Raw genomic sequence first — 15,477 nt, forward strand, 5'->3', positions numbered from 1 at the left:
GGCATGTGCCCCACCCCAGTTTCTGCCGCACGTACCGGGCGCCAGCCCGGTTCCTGATCGCCGCGCCTCTCGCCTCGCTTCTCCTTGTCCTGGCCACGGCCGCCGCAGCGCAGCCGGCTGCGGCCGTGCCATCGGCACCGCCGATGGAAGTCAACACCTCGCCCGCGTCGGGCGTGACGCAAACCGCACCCGCCCCCGCCGCCCCGCCTGCCAGCGTGGCCCCGCCGCCCACCCCGGCAGGCTCGGTCGGGCCGACGCAGGCGCAGACCGAGGTCACCGCCTTCGACATCCAGGTACGCGCGCCCGACGGCGTGCGTGAGCTGCTCGAGCGCCACCTCGAACTGCAGCGCTACCGCGCAGTGACCGACCTCGACGATGCCGAGCTGGCCCGTCTGATCGTGCTGGCCGAGCGCAATGTGCGCAACCTGGTGGGCACGCTCGGTTACTTCAGCCCCGAGATCCGCATCACGCAGGAAGGGGCCGCCGCGCAGCACCCCATCATTGCGATTGCCGTGACGCCCGGCGAACTCACCCGCGTCCAGGACGTGGCCATCGATTTCACCGGCGACATCGCCACCTCGCCCGACACCGACGCAGTGGCGCAGCGCGAGGAAATCCGCAGCGACTGGCGGCTGCCCGCCGGCCAGCGCTTCACCCAGGACAACTGGGACAGCGCCAAAACCCAGGCCCTGCGCGGCTTGGTGGCCAGGCGCTACCCGGCAGGCCGGCTGGCCGACAGCCTGGCCGACATCGACCCCGCCACCCAGAGCGCAAACCTGTCGCTGCGGCTGGATTCCGGACCGCTGTACCGGCTGGGTCCCATGCAGGTCAGCGGCATGCAGCGCTACGACCCGCTGCTGGTGCCGCGGCTGGCGCGCCTGCCGCCCGGCGCGGTGTACGACCAGAACCGGCTGGTCGAAGCCCAGCAGCGCCTGGCTGCCAGCGGTTACTTTGATTCGGCCGCCATTTTTGTCGACCCCGACAGCGACCCGGCGGCCGCGCCGGTGCAGGTGCAGGTGCGCGAGGCCGCACTGCAGAAAGTGGTGCTGGGCGTGGGCATCACCACCGACAGCGGGCCGCGCGCGTCGGTGGAACACACCCACCACCGCGTGCCCGGCATCGGCTGGCGTGCGGTCACCAAGCTGCAGCTCGAACGCAAGTCACCGTTTGCGCAGACCGAATGGACCGCCATCCCCGATGACGGCGGCTGGCGCTGGGGCGCGCTCGGCCGGGTCGAACGCCTGGACGACGACGAGCTGGTCACCCGCGCGCAGCGCCTGCGTTTTGGCCGCTCGCAGGCCGGCGACCGCATCGACCGCAACCTCTACCTGCAGTACGACCGCGCCAGCGTGCAGACCAAACGGGCGACCGCCCTGACCGACAGCGACGTCGGCGACGGCTCGGCCCTGAGCGCCAACTACGTCTGGACCGGCCGCTATTTCGACAGCCTGCCTTTTCCCAGCAAGGGTTACGGGGTGGGCTTTGAGCTCGGCGGCGGCGTGACGCTGGGCAATGAACGCAAGCCTTTCCTGCGAACCACCGGGCGCTGGCTGGGCGTGAAGTCGCTGACCAGTGGCCGGCTCGCCCTGCGCGCCGAAGCCGGCGCGGTGGTGGCTGCGAATTCGGCACGCATTCCCGCCACACAGCTTTTTCGCACGGGCGGCGACAACACCGTACGCGGTTACGGCTACCGCGACATCGGTGTCGAGCGCGCCAGCGGCGTGACCGCGCCGGGCCGCTACCTGGCCGTCGGCAGCGTGGAGTGGCAACGGCCGATACGGCGCAACGGCCTGCCCACCGAATGGGAACACACGCTGTTTGTCGACGCCGGCTCGGTCGCCGAAACGCCGAAAGAGCTGAAGGCCAGGGTCGGTGTCGGCACCGGCGTGCGCTGGCGCAGCCCGATCGGTCCGCTGCAGATTGACCTGGCCTATGGCCTGACCCCCAAAAAACTGCGGCTGCACATGAGTGTGGGTTTTGTTTTCTGATGCTCATGCCCGACACCGCTCCCCGCAACGCCCCCGCAAGCGCGGCACCACCGCCACGGCGCCGCTGGCGTAAGGCGCTGGCCGCGACATGCGGCGCCCTGGTGCTGGCGCTGCTGCTGGCCCTGGCGGGCCTCTGGGTGTGGTCGGGCACCGAAGGCTCGCTGGCCAGCGCAATGCGCTGGGCCGCCGTCTCGCAGCCGCTCAGCGCCGAAGGCGTGAGCGGCTCGCTGCGCGCCGGCGGCCAAGTGCAGACATTGCGCTGGCAGCAAGAGCGCCTGCAACTCGTCGCCAGCGATGTCCAGCTGCGCTGGCACCCGCTGTCGCTGCTGACCGGCACCCTCCGGCTCGAGCGCCTCGCCGCAGCCAGCCTGACGGTGGACGACCAGCGCCCGCCGGCTGAAGCCGCCGCCGCTCCGCCGGCCTCGGTGGCGCTGCCCTTTCGCCTCACGCTGGAGGAACTGGCCATCGACCAACTGGTGTGGCTGGGCCCGCCCGCGCTGGAAGCCAAAGCCATTCGCGCGCGTTATGCCTTTGATGGCGTGCACCACCGGGTCGAGCTGGCGAATGCACTCATCGCCGACGGGCGTTACAGCGGCCGCGCCAGTCTGCTGGCCACCGGCGCACTGACGCTGGACGCTGCCATGTCGGGCGTGCTGGAAGTCGCCGTGCCCGGCAGCGCGGCCCACGTGCCACTGGCGTTTCAGGCCACCGCCCAAGGCCCGCTGGCTGACTTGCAGGCCAGCGGCGCACTCCAGCAGGTCGGTACACCCGCCCGCCCCGGCACCACGCCGCAGGCCAGCGCCACCGCGCGCATCACGCCCTGGGCCGCGCAGCCCCTGCCGCAGGCCGATGCCAGCTTTGTCGCACTCGACCTCGCCAGCCTCTGGCCGGGCGCACCGCAGACCGGGCTCAGCGGCAGCCTCAGCGTGCGGCCCGACAGCCGCCGCAGCGACGCCTGGCAGCTGCAGACCGACGTCAAGAACAGCCTGCCCGGCCCCTGGGACCAGCAGCGCCTGCCTCTGGACAAGCTGCAGGCCGAGGGCGAGTGGCGCGGCGGCGTGGCCATGGTGCGCAGCCTGCAGGCCCGGCTGGCCGGCGGCGAGATCACGGCCAGCGGCCAGTGGTCGCAGGCGGCGCCTGCCACCGCCTCCCCCACAACACCCTCGGCGCCTGCTGCTGCCGGCGCGCAGGACTGGCAGGTGCAGGCCACGCTGAAAAACATCAACCCCGCCGCGCTGCACACCCAACTGGCGGCACTGCCGGTGGACGGGCGCGCCGACGTCAAGGGGCAGGCGGGCGCCATCGAATTTGATGCCGCCGTTGCAGCCAGCGGCAAAACCGCCGCCCCGCCCGCCCGTTCCGTCCGTTCTGCCCGTTCCGCCAACAGCCCATGGGCCGCCTTGCGCCTGCGCGATGCAAGCGCCACCGGCCGCTGGGCGGGCGACACACTGACGCTGTCCAAACTGCGGCTGCGCACCGACGACGCCGAACTGGCCGGCGCGCTGCAAGTGCAGCCCGCCGCCCGCAGCGGCAAGGGCCGGCTGGAGCTGACCGCGCCCGGCCTGGCCGCCCAGGTACAGGGTGAACTGCAGGCCACGCGCGGCGCCGGCAAGCTCAGCCTGCGCGGCCGCGACGCGGCCCAGGCCCTGCGCTGGCTGCAGCGCCTGCCCGGCGCACCGGCCGCCCTGCAACAGGCCTCGGCCAGCGGCAGCGCCGAACTCCAGCTCGGCTGGCAAGGCGGCTGGCGCGACCCGGCGCTGCAGGCCAGTCTGAGCCTGCCCGCGCTGGACTGGCGCAGCAGCGCTACCCCTGCCAACACCTCCACCACCACAAGCGCCGCAGCCCCTGCCGGCGTGCTGCAGTTCCGCGCTGTCCAGGCCACGCTGTCCGGCCGCCTGAGCCAGGCCGAGCTCAAGCTCCAGGGCCGGCTGGAACAACAGCAGCGCCGCTACGCCCTGCAACTGGCCGCCAGCGGTAGCCGCAGCGGCCCGGCCCCGGCCAGCTTTGCCGCATGGACCACCGCGCCGTGGCAGGCCCTGGTGCAGCAACTGCAGCTGTCGGTCGAAGACCCGGCCCTGGGCGCCGGCGCCTGGCGCCTGGCCACCCAAAAGGCGGTGCCGCTGAAGTGGACGCCAACATCGGCCGGCAGCGCGCTGGAAGCCGGCGCCGGCCAGGCCCTGCTGAGCGCCCCCGCACGGTCGGCTGCAGCCGGCCCCCCTCCACAAGCCACCCTGGCCTGGCAGCCGGTGCGCTGGCGCGCCGGCGAGTTGCTTACCGCCGGCACACTCACCGGTTTGCCGCTGGCCTGGCTGGAGCTTGTCGCCGGCCCGCAACTGGCGGGCGCTGGCCTGGCCGGTGACCTGGTGTTCGACGGCCAGTGGGACGCGGCGCTGGGTAACACCCTGCGCCTGAAGGCCAGCCTGGCGCGCAGCCGCGGCGACATCATGGTGCAGGCCGAAACCGCGCAAGGCAGCGCCACACGGGTCGCCGCCGGAGTGAAGGAGGCGCGCCTGACACTGGAAAGCAACGGCGACGCCCTCACCCTGGGCCTGCGCTGGGACAGCGAGCGCGCCGGCAACGCCGACGGCCAGCTCACCACGCGGCTGGCTAAAAGCGGTTCCGGTTGGGGCTGGCCGGCCGACGCGCCGCTGAACGGCCGTCTGCGCGCGCAACTGCCGCGCATCGGCGTGTGGTCGGTTCTGGCGCCACCGGGCTGGCGGCTGCGCGGCTCGCTGGCCGCCAATGTGGCCCTCAGCGGCAACCGCGCCGCGCCGCAACTGGCCGGCACCTTGCAGGCCGACGACCTCGCACTGCGCTCGGTGGTGGACGGCATCGAGTTCGGCAAGGGCACGCTGCGCGCCACGCTGGACGGCACCCGCATGCGCATCAGCGAGTTCACCCTGCAGGGCGCCGGCGGCCAGGGCACGGGCGGTCTGCTGCGCGCGCAGGGCGAAGCCGGCTGGATCAATGGCAAGCCCGAGGTGCGGCTGGACGCCAAACTGGAACGCCTGCGCGCCAGCCTGCGCACCGACCGGGAGCTCACCGTGTCGGGCGACCTGCGGGCCAGCCTGGTCGGCAAGGCGGCGACGCTGACCGGCAAATTGCTGATCGACCAGGCGCGCATCCTGTTGCCCGATGAAAGCACGCCGCAGCTCGGCGACGACGTGGTGGTGCGCAGCAGCAGCGGCGCGGCCGCCGGCAAAAAAGCGCCGGCCGAGGCCCATGCGCCCGCAGCCGCACCGGCCGGCCAGGACGGCCGCAGCCTGAGCCTGGCGGTGCAGATCGACCTGGGCCAGGACTTCCGCATCCGCGGCAAGGGGCTGGACACCCGCGTGCAGGGCGCACTCGCGCTCAGCGGTGAATCCCTGGGCAGCGCGCGCCTGAACGGCACGGTGCGCACCGTGGGCGGGCAATACCGCGCCTACGGCCAGCGCCTGGATGTCGAGCAGGGGCAACTGCGGTTTACCGGCGCCATCGACAACCCGACGCTGGACATCCTGGCGATACGCCCCAACCTCACGCAGCGCGTGGGGGTACAGATCACCGGCACGGCGCTGCTGCCGCGCGTGCGCCTGTACGCGCAGCCCGAGCTGTCCGACGCGGAGAAGCTGTCCTGGCTGGTGGTGGGCCGTGCCTCGGCCAGCGGCGGCGCCGAAGCCGCGCTGCTGCAGCAGGCGGCGATTGCGCTGCTGGGCAGCAAGACCGGCGGCATGTCCGGCGGGCTGGCGGCCTCGCTGGGGCTGGACGAGCTGTCGTTTCGCGGCGCATCGAGCAACACCGACGGCAGCGCTGCCGAAGGCGCAGTCACCTTGGGCAAACGCTTTTCGCGCAACTTCTATGCGGCCTACGAACGCAGCCTGTCAGGCGCACTCGGCACCTTGTACCTGTTTTACGATTTGTCGCAGCGCTTCACCATCCGGGCCGAAGCCGGTCAGCAAAGCGCGGTGGACCTGATCTACACGGTGCCGTTTGACTAGGACCGTGATGACGGGAAGATGGTGCCCTTGGCAGGAATCGGACCTGCGACCTATCCCTTAGGAGGGGATCGCTCTATCCACTGAGCTACAAAGGCAAGCGTGTAGTTTAACAAGGCGGGCGGGCGCCTGGACGCCCAGAGCCCCGAACCCGCGGCCAGGCCGCACTGACGTACCCATCAAGTTAATAAACGACCCCAAACCGCTATTGTTTTGATAGCTGTCTACGTGCGTAATTATTGGGCCAAATACCAATTTGATGCATATATCAGGCGCGAAGCGTCAAAACAACCGGCGGGCGGCCCGGGACTCAGGTGGCGACCGATTCCGGCGCTTGAGCGCCCTGCCGCGCCGTCAATGCGCTGCCCATGGACGCCGCCACAATGCAGCCAATCGCCAGCCACTGACCATGGCTAAGGTGTTCGTCCAGCAGGCCGATGGCCAGCACGGCCGCCACCGCTGGCTCCATGCTGATCATGATGCCGAAAGCCTCTTTGGGCAGGCGCTTGAGCGCCATCATCTCCAGGGAAATCGGGATGGCGCTGGAGATGGCGGCTACACCCACGCCAATCAGCAGCACCTGTGGCGACAGCAGCGCCGCACCCGCATACACCACCCCGACCGGCACCACCACCAGCGCCGCCACCGTCAGCCCCAGCGAGACAGAATGCCCCGCATGCAGGTGACCGATGCGCTTGCCAAAGATGATGTACATCGCCCACAACACGGCCGCCGCCAGTGCGTACAGCACACCCCCCGGGTCCAGCGGGCTGCTGTTGATGCCCAAGGGCAGCAACATGCCCAGGCCCAGCAAAGCCAGCGCCACCCAGACAAAATCAACCGCCCTGCGCGAATAGAAAAGGGCCACCGCCAGCGGCCCCGAGAACTCGATGGCCACCGCCAGCCCAAACGGCAAGGTACGCAGCGACATGTAAAACATCAAATTCATGGCGCCCAGCGCCGCACCGTAGCGGGCAATCGACAGCGCATCGGCCCGCGAGAGCTTCCACCGCCAGGGCCGCCACAGCAGCAACAGCAGCACCGCCGAAAACCCCACCCGCAATGCTGACACGCCTTGCGCCCCCAGCAGCGGAAACAACTGCTTGGCCCACGACGTGCCAATGCCCAGCGCAGTCACGGCGCCAAACACGGCGAGAAGGGGAATGAATTGCTGCAGGCGCGGAGAAGTCATGGGGATGAATATAGTGCTCGTGGCAGGCTTCTTCCCGCAAAGGTGTTCATCAAAGACAACTTTCGATCAACCGGGATAATTCCTGTAACCTCCCCGCACCGGGACGGTTTGCGTCCCGCCTTCCAAGAAATCCGGCATGTTTGAACAGACTTTCAAGAATATCGACGACATCCTGCACAAGGATGCGGGCTGCACCAGCGAACTCGACTACACCGAGCAATCCTCCTGGCTGCTGTTTCTCAAATACTTGGCCGCACTCGAAGCCGACAAGGCCGTGGAGGCTCAGCTCGACGGCAGGAAGCACAAGGCCATTCTCGACCCTGAGTACCGCTGGGACAACTGGGCCGCGCCCAAAACGCCCGACGGCAAGCTGGACCACAACGCCGCGCTGGTCGGCCCCGACCTGATCGAGTTTGTCAACGGCAAGCTGTTCCCTTACCTGCATGGCTTCAAGCAGCGCGCCACCGGGCCGGACACCATCGAGTACAAGATCGGCGAGATTTTTGGCGAGATCAAAAATCGCATCCAGAGCGGCTACAACCTGCGCGAGGTGATTGACCGGGTCGATGAGCTGCGCTTCGGCACACAACAGGAAAAACACGAGCTCTCGCACCTGTACGAAGCCAAGATCAAGAACATGGGCAACGCCGGGCGCAACGGCGGCGAGTACTACACACCGCGCCCATTGATCCGCGCCATGATCCAGGTGACCGCGCCGCAGATCGGGGAACGCATTTATGACGGGGCGGTCGGCTCGGCCGGCTTTTTATGCGAAGCCTTTGACTATCTGAGCGCCAAGCCCAACCTGAGCACCCGCGACCTCAAGACACTGCAGACCACAACCTTTTACGGCAAAGAGAAAAAAAGCCTGGCCTACGTGATTGCGATCATGAACATGATCCTGCACGGCATCGAAGCGCCCAACATCGTGCACGCCAACACGCTGGCCGACAACATCAGCGACATCCAGGACAAGGACCGTTACGACATCGTGCTCGCGAACCCGCCCTTCGGCGGCAAGGAACGCAAGGAAGTGCAGCAGAACTTCCCGATCAAGACCGGTGAAACCGCCTTTCTGTTTCTGCAGCATTTCATCAAGATTCTGAAAGCCGGCGGCCGCGGCGCCATCGTCATCAAGAACACCTTTTTAAGCAACACCGACAACGCCAGCGTCAGCCTGCGCAAGCTGCTGCTGGAAAGCTGCAACCTGCACACCGTGCTCGACTGCCCCGGCGGCACTTTTCAGGGTGCGGGCGTGAAAACCGTGGTGCTGTTTTTCGAGAAAGGCGCACCAACCCGTAAGGTCTGGTTCTACCAGTTGGACGTGGGCCGGAACATGGGCAAAACCAACCCGCTCAACGATGCCGACCTGGTGCCGTTCATAGCAGCGCAAAAGACCTTCGCCGACACTGCGCAGAGCTGGTCGGTGGACGTGGCGGCGGTGAACGCCAGCACGTTTGACCTGTCAGTCAAGAACCCAACCGGCGGTGAAGTAGTGGCCCACCGCAGCCCGCAAGACATCATGGACGAGATCGCCGCGCTGGATGCCGAGGCAGCCGGGGTGCTGGCTTCTATTCGGGAGTTGCTGTGAAGGCCGATTGGGAAATCAAGCCATTACCTGAGATTGCGGAGTACTTCATTGGCCTGACTTACAAGCCAGAAGATGTTGGCAACTTAGGGACCATCGTGCTTCGATCCTCCAATGTTCAGAATGATGCACTAGACCTTTCGGACCTCGTACGAGTTAACCGTTCGGTTAAGAAATCTCTGTACGTTCGCAAGGGCGACATTCTTATGTGTAGTCGAAACGGTAGCAAGCGTCTAGTTGGAAAGACGGCGGTGATTGGCGATCTCCCCGAGGAAATGACTTTCGGCACGTTCATGACCGTAGTCAGAAGTAACTGCAGCCCTTACCTTTCGTGGTTTTTCCGGTCTGAATTGTTTCGTGACCAAATCGGTGTGGGAGAGAACACCATGATTAACCAAATCACGAAATACATGCTTGATGCCATTCGCGTGCCTTTACCCCCGCTTGCTGAACAGCAGCGCATCGTCGCCATCCTCGACGAAGCGTTTGACGGCATCGCCACCGCCAAAGTCAACGCCGAAAAGAACCTCCAAAACGCCCGCGCACTGTTTGAAAGTCACTTGCAATCTGTTTTTTCCCAGCGCGGTGAGGGGTGGACGCAGAGGCCACTTGGCGAATTGTGTGAGTTGATCTCGGGGCAACATATTGACGCAGCTGACTACAACACTGAGTCTCGCGGGATTGGGTATTTAACAGGCCCCTCCGACTTTGGAGAGATGCACCCCGTTGTGACCAAGTGGACCGAGTTTCCCAAACGAATGGCGCGGGCAGGGGACATTTTGATCACCGTAAAAGGTTCGGGCGTTGGAAAGATAAATCTCATGAAATTCCCTGAGTTGGCAATCAGTCGGCAACTCATGGCTATTCGGGCGACCGCAGCAGAAATTGAGTATCTGCGTGCCTTTTTAACCACCAAGTTTGACTACTTTCAGTCACTTGCAAACGGTGCCGCAATTCCAGGCATATCTAGGGGTGACGTCCTCCACTTACTCTGCCCTATGCCTCCGCCCAAAAAAATGCATGAGGTCATTACTTTAATTCGGTGCATGGCTGATAAAACCCAACGCCTCGAATCCATTTACAAACAAAAGCTCATCGCCCTGGACGAGCTCAAAAAGTCACTGCTGCACCAGGCCTTCAGCGGGGCCTTGTGATCAAAAAGAAGCCGGTTTTCGACATATGACCCGCCATATGTCCAAAAAGCCGCAGTTTTTCGACATATCCACAGCAACGTGATAAGAAATTTCAATTATCTATACACGTTTGGCTTGAAGTGATAAGATAAATCCAGTTTCTTGTCACGTCCCAACGAGAGGGCTGCTTTGACCGATCTGGAGATTCCTGCAAGCGAGAGCCTGGACGTGAAGGCGGTATGGCAAAGCCTGGCTGAGGCGCATCGTTATCTGGCGGAGCTCAAGGGCCTGTGCGAGTCACTGCCCAACAATGCCTTGCTGCTGGACACGCTGGCGATCCAGGAGGCCAAGGACAGCTCGGAAATTGAAAACATCATCACCACCCATGATGAGTTGTTTGCCTATGACCAGAGCAGCGCCGCCTCCCCCGCCGCCAAGGAAGTCCAGAACTACATCGCCGCCCTCAAGACCGGCTCAAGCCAGGTGCAGGCGTCCGGCCTGATCCGCCTCAGCACAGTGCTGGATGTGCAAGCCGAGGTGGAACAGAACAATGCGGGCCTGCGCAAGCTGCCCGGCACGGTGCTGAAGAACCAGGCCACCGGCGCCGTGGTGTACGAGCCGCCGCAGGATGCGCGGGTGATCAAAAAGCTGATGGGCCAGTGGGTGGACTTTGTGCACGCCGATAACAAGCTGGACCCGCTGCTGCGCATGGCGATAGCCCACCACCAGTTTGAAAGCATTCACCCGTTTTACGACGGCAACGGCCGCACAGGGCGAATCCTCAACCTGCTGATCTTGCAGCGCGAGGGCCTGCTGGATTTGCCGGTGCTGTATTTGAGCCGCTACATCACCTCGACCAAAAGCCAGTACTACCAGTTGCTGCAGTCCACCCGCGACACCCGGAACTGGGTGGACTGGTGTGTGTACATCGTCAGGGGTGTGGCAAAAACGGCCAAGAGCGAAATCCGGCTGGTCAAGAACCTGCGTGACCTCATCCAGACCACCAAGCAGAGGCTGCGCGATGAGTTGCCCAAGATCTACAGCCAGGACTTGCTGAACAACCTGTTTCGCCACCCGTACACCAAAATCGAGTTTGTCGAGCGGGACCTGGGCGTTTCGCGCATCACGGCGGCCAAACACCTGGACGCTTTGGCCGTGAAGGGTTTTGTGCTGAAGAAAAAAATCGGCCGCACCAATTTCTACATCAACAGCCCGCTGTTCGAGCTGCTGACCCACATCGGGCTTGACGATGAATGAAGCCGAAACCCGCGCCGAGCATACCGACCCCGCGCTGACAGCCGCGGGCTGGGGCGTGGTGGAAGGCAGCGCGGTGCGGCGCGAGTTCCGCATCACCGAAGGCCGGCTGCAGGGCGGCGGCGTGCGCGCCAAGCCCGAGATTGCCGACTACGTGCTGGTTTATCGCAACACCAAACTGGCGGTGATCGAAGCCAAGGCCTGGGACAGGCTGCACACCGAAGGCGTGGCGCAAGCCAAGCGTTATGCGGGCAAGCTGGCGGTGCGGCACAGCTATTCAACGAATGGGCAAGCCATCTACGGCATCGACATGGCCACCGGCAAAGAGGGTGACGTGGCGGCTTACCCGAGCCCGGATACGCTGTGGGACCTGACCTTTGCCGAGCAGAACGCCTGGCGTGACCGTTTTGCCGCCGTGCCGTTTGAAGACCGGGGCGGCACCTGGGGCGCGCGTTATTACCAGGACAACGCCATTCACAATGTGCTGGAAGCGATCGCCAAAGGGCAGGAACGCATTCTGCTGACGCTGGCCACTGGCACGGGCAAGACATTCATTGCTTTCCAGCTGGCGTGGAAGCTGTTTCACAGCCGCTGGAACCTCAAGGACTGGAAGAGTGAGGCCGAAACGGCCCGCCGGCCGCGCATCCTGTTTCTGGCCGACCGCAACATCCTGGCGGACCAGGCCTACAACTCGTTTTCAGCGTTTGACGACGACGCGCTGGTGCGTATTGACCCGGCCGACATCCGCAAGAAGGGCAAGGTGCCCAAGAACGGCAGCATCTTCTTCACCATCTTCCAGACCTTCATGAGCGGGCCCCCCAAAGACGGCAAGCCGTCGCCCTACTTTGGCGACTACCCGCCCGACTTTTTTGACCTGATCATCATTGACGAGTGCCACCGGGGCGGCGCGAACGACGAGAGCAACTGGCGCAGCATCCTGGAATATTTTTCACCCGCCGTGCAACTCGGCCTGACGGCTACGCCCAAGCGACGCGACAACGTGGACACCTACGCCTACTTTGGCGAGCCGGTGTACGTGTATTCGCTGAAAGAAGGTATCAACGACGGCTTTTTGACCCCCTTCAAGGTGGTGCAGATTGCGACCACGCTGGACGAGTATGTTTACACCGCCGACGACACGCTGGTGGAAGGCCAAGTCGAGGCCGGCAAACGCTACATGGAGTCGGACTTCAACCGCATCATCGAGATCCGGCAACGCGAGGAGTACCGCGTGAAAAAGTTGATGGGCATGATCGACCAGCGCGAAAAGACCATTGTGTTCTGCGCCACGCAAGACCACGCGCTGGCGGTGCGCGACCTGATCAACCAGAACAACAGCAGCGGCAACCCCAATTACTGCCAGCGGGTGACGGCCAACGACGGCGCCCTGGGCGAGCAGCACCTGCGCGAGTTTCAGGACAACGAAAAAACGATTCCGACCATCCTGACCACTTCGCAAAAACTCTCGACTGGCGTGGACGCGCGCAATGTACGCAACATCGTGCTGATGCGGCCGGTCAACTCCATGATCGAGTTCAAGCAGATCATCGGCCGCGGCACGCGCCTGTACGACGGCAAGGACTACTTCACGATTTACGACTTTGTGAAGGCGCACCAGCTGTTCTCTGACCCCGAGTGGGATGGCGAGCCGATCGAAGTGGCGGAGCCCAAACCGAAGTTGCCCCGCGAGCCAGGCGACACGGGCACCGGTGAGCCGCCACCGCCCGGCTCACCGCCGCCGCCACGGCCCCAGAAGATCAAGGTCAGGCTGGCGGACGGCAAGGTGCGCAACATCCAGAGCATGGTGGCCACCAGCTTCTGGGGGCCGGATGGCAAGCCGCTGTCGGCCGCGCAGTTCATGGAAAGCCTGTTCGGCGTGTTGCCCGACTTCTTCAAGGACGAAGACGAACTGCGCGCCCTCTGGAGCGATCCGACCACCCGCAAGGCGTTGCTGGAAGGACTGGCGGACAAAGGTTTCAGCCGCGCGCCGCTGGCCGAGATGCAGAAAATCATCGAGGCCGACAAGAGCGACCTGTTCGATGTGCTCGCCTACGTTGCCTTTGCCACGGCCACAGAAACGCGAACGGTGCGCGCCAACCGGGCGACGGCAGCAACACACCAGCAGTTCAATGACAAACAGCAGGCCTTTGTGGACTTCGTGTTGACGCAGTATGTGCAACAGGGCGTTGACGAGCTGGACACAGACAAGCTCTCACCGCTCCTGCGGCTTCGCTACAACAACGCCATCGCAGACGCCGTGAAAGACCTGGGAACGCCTGAGCAGATCAGGCAGGTTTTTGTTGGTTTCCAGAAGCATCTTTACCAGCCCGATCCGGCGCGCATCGCATAAAACGCTTCCTTTTTGATAGCTGCTGGCGCCCGTTCCACAAGGGCTGGAAGCCGAAATGGCTTGAAATCCAGCCTTAACGGCGGCACCGGGCCCTCAGTCCCGCTTGGCCCACTCCACAAACTCCGGAGCGTAGCCGCGGGACTTCAAAAAGTCGGCCAGCGCATAACCGGTGCCGGCCGGCCAGCACTTGACGTCTTCGTGCGCGTACAGCCGGTAGTCCACCAGCTCGGGGGAGAGTTTGACTTCGCCATGGCCGACGGCGCTGTAGGCAATGATGATCTGGTTCATGCGCTGGAAGTCGTACACGCCGATCAGCTGGAGGTCGGTCACGTCGAGGCTGGTTTCTTCCTTGATCTCGCGGGTGATGCCGCCCTCGGGCGTTTCACCGGCTTCCATGAAACCGGTGATCAGCGCGTACATCTTGCCGGACCAGGCAGCGTTGCGCGCCAGCAGGATCTTGCCCTGGTGCTCGATGACGGCGGCCAGCACCGGCACCGGGTTGTTCCAGTGGGTGTAGTCGCAGGCCGGGCAGCGCAGGCGCACGGTTTCGCCGCTGTCTTCCAGCTGGGAAATCATCGCCAGCGGGGTGGCGCAGCTGGGGCAAAACTTGAATTCCTGGCTCATGCGATTGCTTCCTTACTGATAGCTGCGTGCGTCCGGGGGAAAAGGGCTACAGCCACTTTTTATATGCAAATTTTTGTTGCCGTTCGCCCTGAGCCTGTCGAAGGGTCCGCGCGGAAAACTGGTTCCATGGGCTTGGCTTCGACAGGCTCAGCCCGAACGGCCAGAGAGTCAGGCCGGGAACACGCCGGTCGACAGGTAGCGGTCGCCGCGGTCGCAGACGATGAACACGATCACCGCGTTCTCGACGGTTTTGGCAATTTCCTGCGCCACCCAGCAGGCACCGGCGGCCGAGATGCCGGCGAAGATGCCTTCTTCGCGCGCCAGGCGGCGGCACATGTCTTCGGCATCGCCCTGGCTCACCAGCACGGTGTCGTCGATATGGCGGGGGTCGTAAATTTTCGGCATGTAGGCCTCGGGCCACTTTCGGATGCCGGGGATGCGCGAACCTTCACTCGGCTGCGCGCCGATGATGCGGATCGCCGGGTTTTTCTCTTTCAGGAAACGCGACACGCCGGTGATGGTGCCGGTGGTGCCCATGGCGCTGACGAAGTGCGTGACTTTGCCGGCCGTGTCGGCCCAGATCTCGGGGCCGGTGGTTTCGTAGTGGATGCGCGGGTTGTCCTGGTTGGCAAACTGGTCCAGCACGCGGCCCTTGCCGTCTTTGGCCATCTGGTCGGCCAGGTCGCGGGCGTGTTCCATGCCGCCGCTTTTGGGCGTGAGGATCAGCTCGGCGCCAAAGGCCTTCATGGTCTGCGCGCGTTCGATCGACAGGTCCTCCGGCATGATCAGCACCATGCGGTAACCCTTGATGGCCGCGGCCATGGCCAGCGCAATGCCGGTGTTGCCCGAGGTCGCCTCGATCAGTGTGTCGCCGGGCTGGATCTCGCCGCGCTCTTCCGCGCGCTTGATCATGGACAGCGCGGGCCGGTCTTTGACCGAGCCGGCGGGGTTGTTGCCCTCGAGCTTGCCGAGGACCACATTGTTGCGTTGAGTGTTGCTGTCGGACTGGATGCGTTGCAGTGCCACCAGAGGCGTTTTGCCAATGGCGTCTTCGATGGTCGGATAAATCATACCCTGCACTGTGCCATAATTTGCCTCTTCGCATCTTGCAGCCCGGGTGGTGAAATTGGTAGACGCAGGGGACTCAAAATCCCCCGCCGAAAGGCGTGCCGGTTCGATTCCGGCCCCGGGCACCACCTCTTGTGCGCATCAGACGCCTGGTTCTTCCGAACCGGCCCGCCTTAGGACGATATTGACCAAGCGCACTTCGTACGCGGGTTCGATTCCGGCCCCGGGCACCACCTCTTGTGCACATCAGTCGCCTGGTTCTTCCGAACCGGCCCGCCTTAGGACGATATTGACCAAGCGCACTTC

General features: G+C 64.6%; 9 protein-coding genes and 2 tRNA genes. 7 read left to right on the forward strand and 4 right to left on the reverse strand.

The window, feature by feature from the left end:
- Window positions 1-5 precede the first annotated feature (5 nt).
- Window positions 6-1,988: a BamA/TamA family outer membrane protein gene (locus PSV26_RS06040; protein ID WP_300568820.1), complete on the forward strand. Its 1,983-nt coding sequence runs from the start codon at window positions 6-8 to the stop codon at window positions 1,986-1,988.
- Between the two features lie 5 nt (window positions 1,989-1,993).
- Complete coding sequence (locus PSV26_RS06045) at window positions 1,994-5,965, forward strand: translocation/assembly module TamB domain-containing protein (RefSeq protein WP_300568823.1); 3,972 nt, start codon at window positions 1,994-1,996, stop codon at window positions 5,963-5,965.
- Between the two features lie 19 nt (window positions 5,966-5,984).
- Here the strand turns inward: PSV26_RS06045 and PSV26_RS06050 are convergent.
- Window positions 5,985-6,060 (reverse strand) — tRNA-Arg (locus PSV26_RS06050).
- Between the two features lie 212 nt (window positions 6,061-6,272).
- A complete protein-coding gene (locus PSV26_RS06055; RefSeq protein ID WP_300568826.1) occupies window positions 6,273-7,154 on the reverse strand; it encodes a DMT family transporter in 882 nt (293 codons plus the stop codon).
- 136 nt (window positions 7,155-7,290) lie between these two features.
- Here PSV26_RS06055 and PSV26_RS06060 point away from each other — a divergent pair, with 136 nt between their 5' ends.
- From PSV26_RS06060 to hsdR, 4 genes are all read left to right on the forward strand, one after another.
- Window positions 7,291-8,745: an N-6 DNA methylase gene (locus PSV26_RS06060; RefSeq protein ID WP_300568829.1), complete on the forward strand. Its 1,455-nt coding sequence runs from the start codon at window positions 7,291-7,293 to the stop codon at window positions 8,743-8,745.
- Window positions 8,742-9,896, forward strand: coding sequence for a restriction endonuclease subunit S (locus tag PSV26_RS06065; protein ID WP_300568832.1), 1,155 nt, complete (start codon window positions 8,742-8,744; stop codon window positions 9,894-9,896). The genes PSV26_RS06060 and PSV26_RS06065 overlap by 4 nt, the downstream gene beginning before the upstream one ends.
- A 168-nt stretch (window positions 9,897-10,064) precedes the next feature.
- Window positions 10,065-11,132 (forward strand): Fic family protein, encoded by a 1,068-nt coding sequence (locus PSV26_RS06070; protein WP_300568835.1) that lies wholly within the window; start codon window positions 10,065-10,067, stop codon window positions 11,130-11,132.
- Window positions 11,125-13,479, forward strand: coding sequence for an EcoAI/FtnUII family type I restriction enzme subunit R (hsdR, locus tag PSV26_RS06075; RefSeq protein WP_300568838.1), 2,355 nt, complete (start codon window positions 11,125-11,127; stop codon window positions 13,477-13,479). Before PSV26_RS06070 ends, hsdR begins: the two co-directional genes overlap by 8 nt.
- Window positions 13,480-13,572: 93 nt before the next feature.
- Here the strand turns inward: hsdR and PSV26_RS06080 are convergent, their stop codons facing one another.
- Together PSV26_RS06080 and cysM are read right to left on the reverse strand one after the other, a co-directional pair.
- A complete protein-coding gene (locus tag PSV26_RS06080; protein WP_300568841.1) occupies window positions 13,573-14,103 on the reverse strand; it encodes an NUDIX domain-containing protein in 531 nt (176 codons plus the stop codon).
- Window positions 14,104-14,271: 168 nt separating this feature from the next.
- On the reverse strand, window positions 14,272-15,174 hold the full coding sequence (gene cysM, locus PSV26_RS06085) for a cysteine synthase CysM (RefSeq protein ID WP_300568844.1): 903 nt from the start codon (window positions 15,172-15,174) through the stop codon (window positions 14,272-14,274).
- Window positions 15,175-15,214: 40 nt separating this feature from the next.
- On the opposite strand from cysM, the gene PSV26_RS06090 reads away from it, so the two are divergent.
- Window positions 15,215-15,299 (forward strand) — tRNA-Leu (locus tag PSV26_RS06090).
- Window positions 15,300-15,477: the final 178 nt, after the last annotated feature.

It is taken from the genome of Polaromonas sp. (assembly GCF_029945685.1).
Lineage (GTDB): Bacteria > Pseudomonadota > Gammaproteobacteria > Burkholderiales > Burkholderiaceae_C > Polaromonas.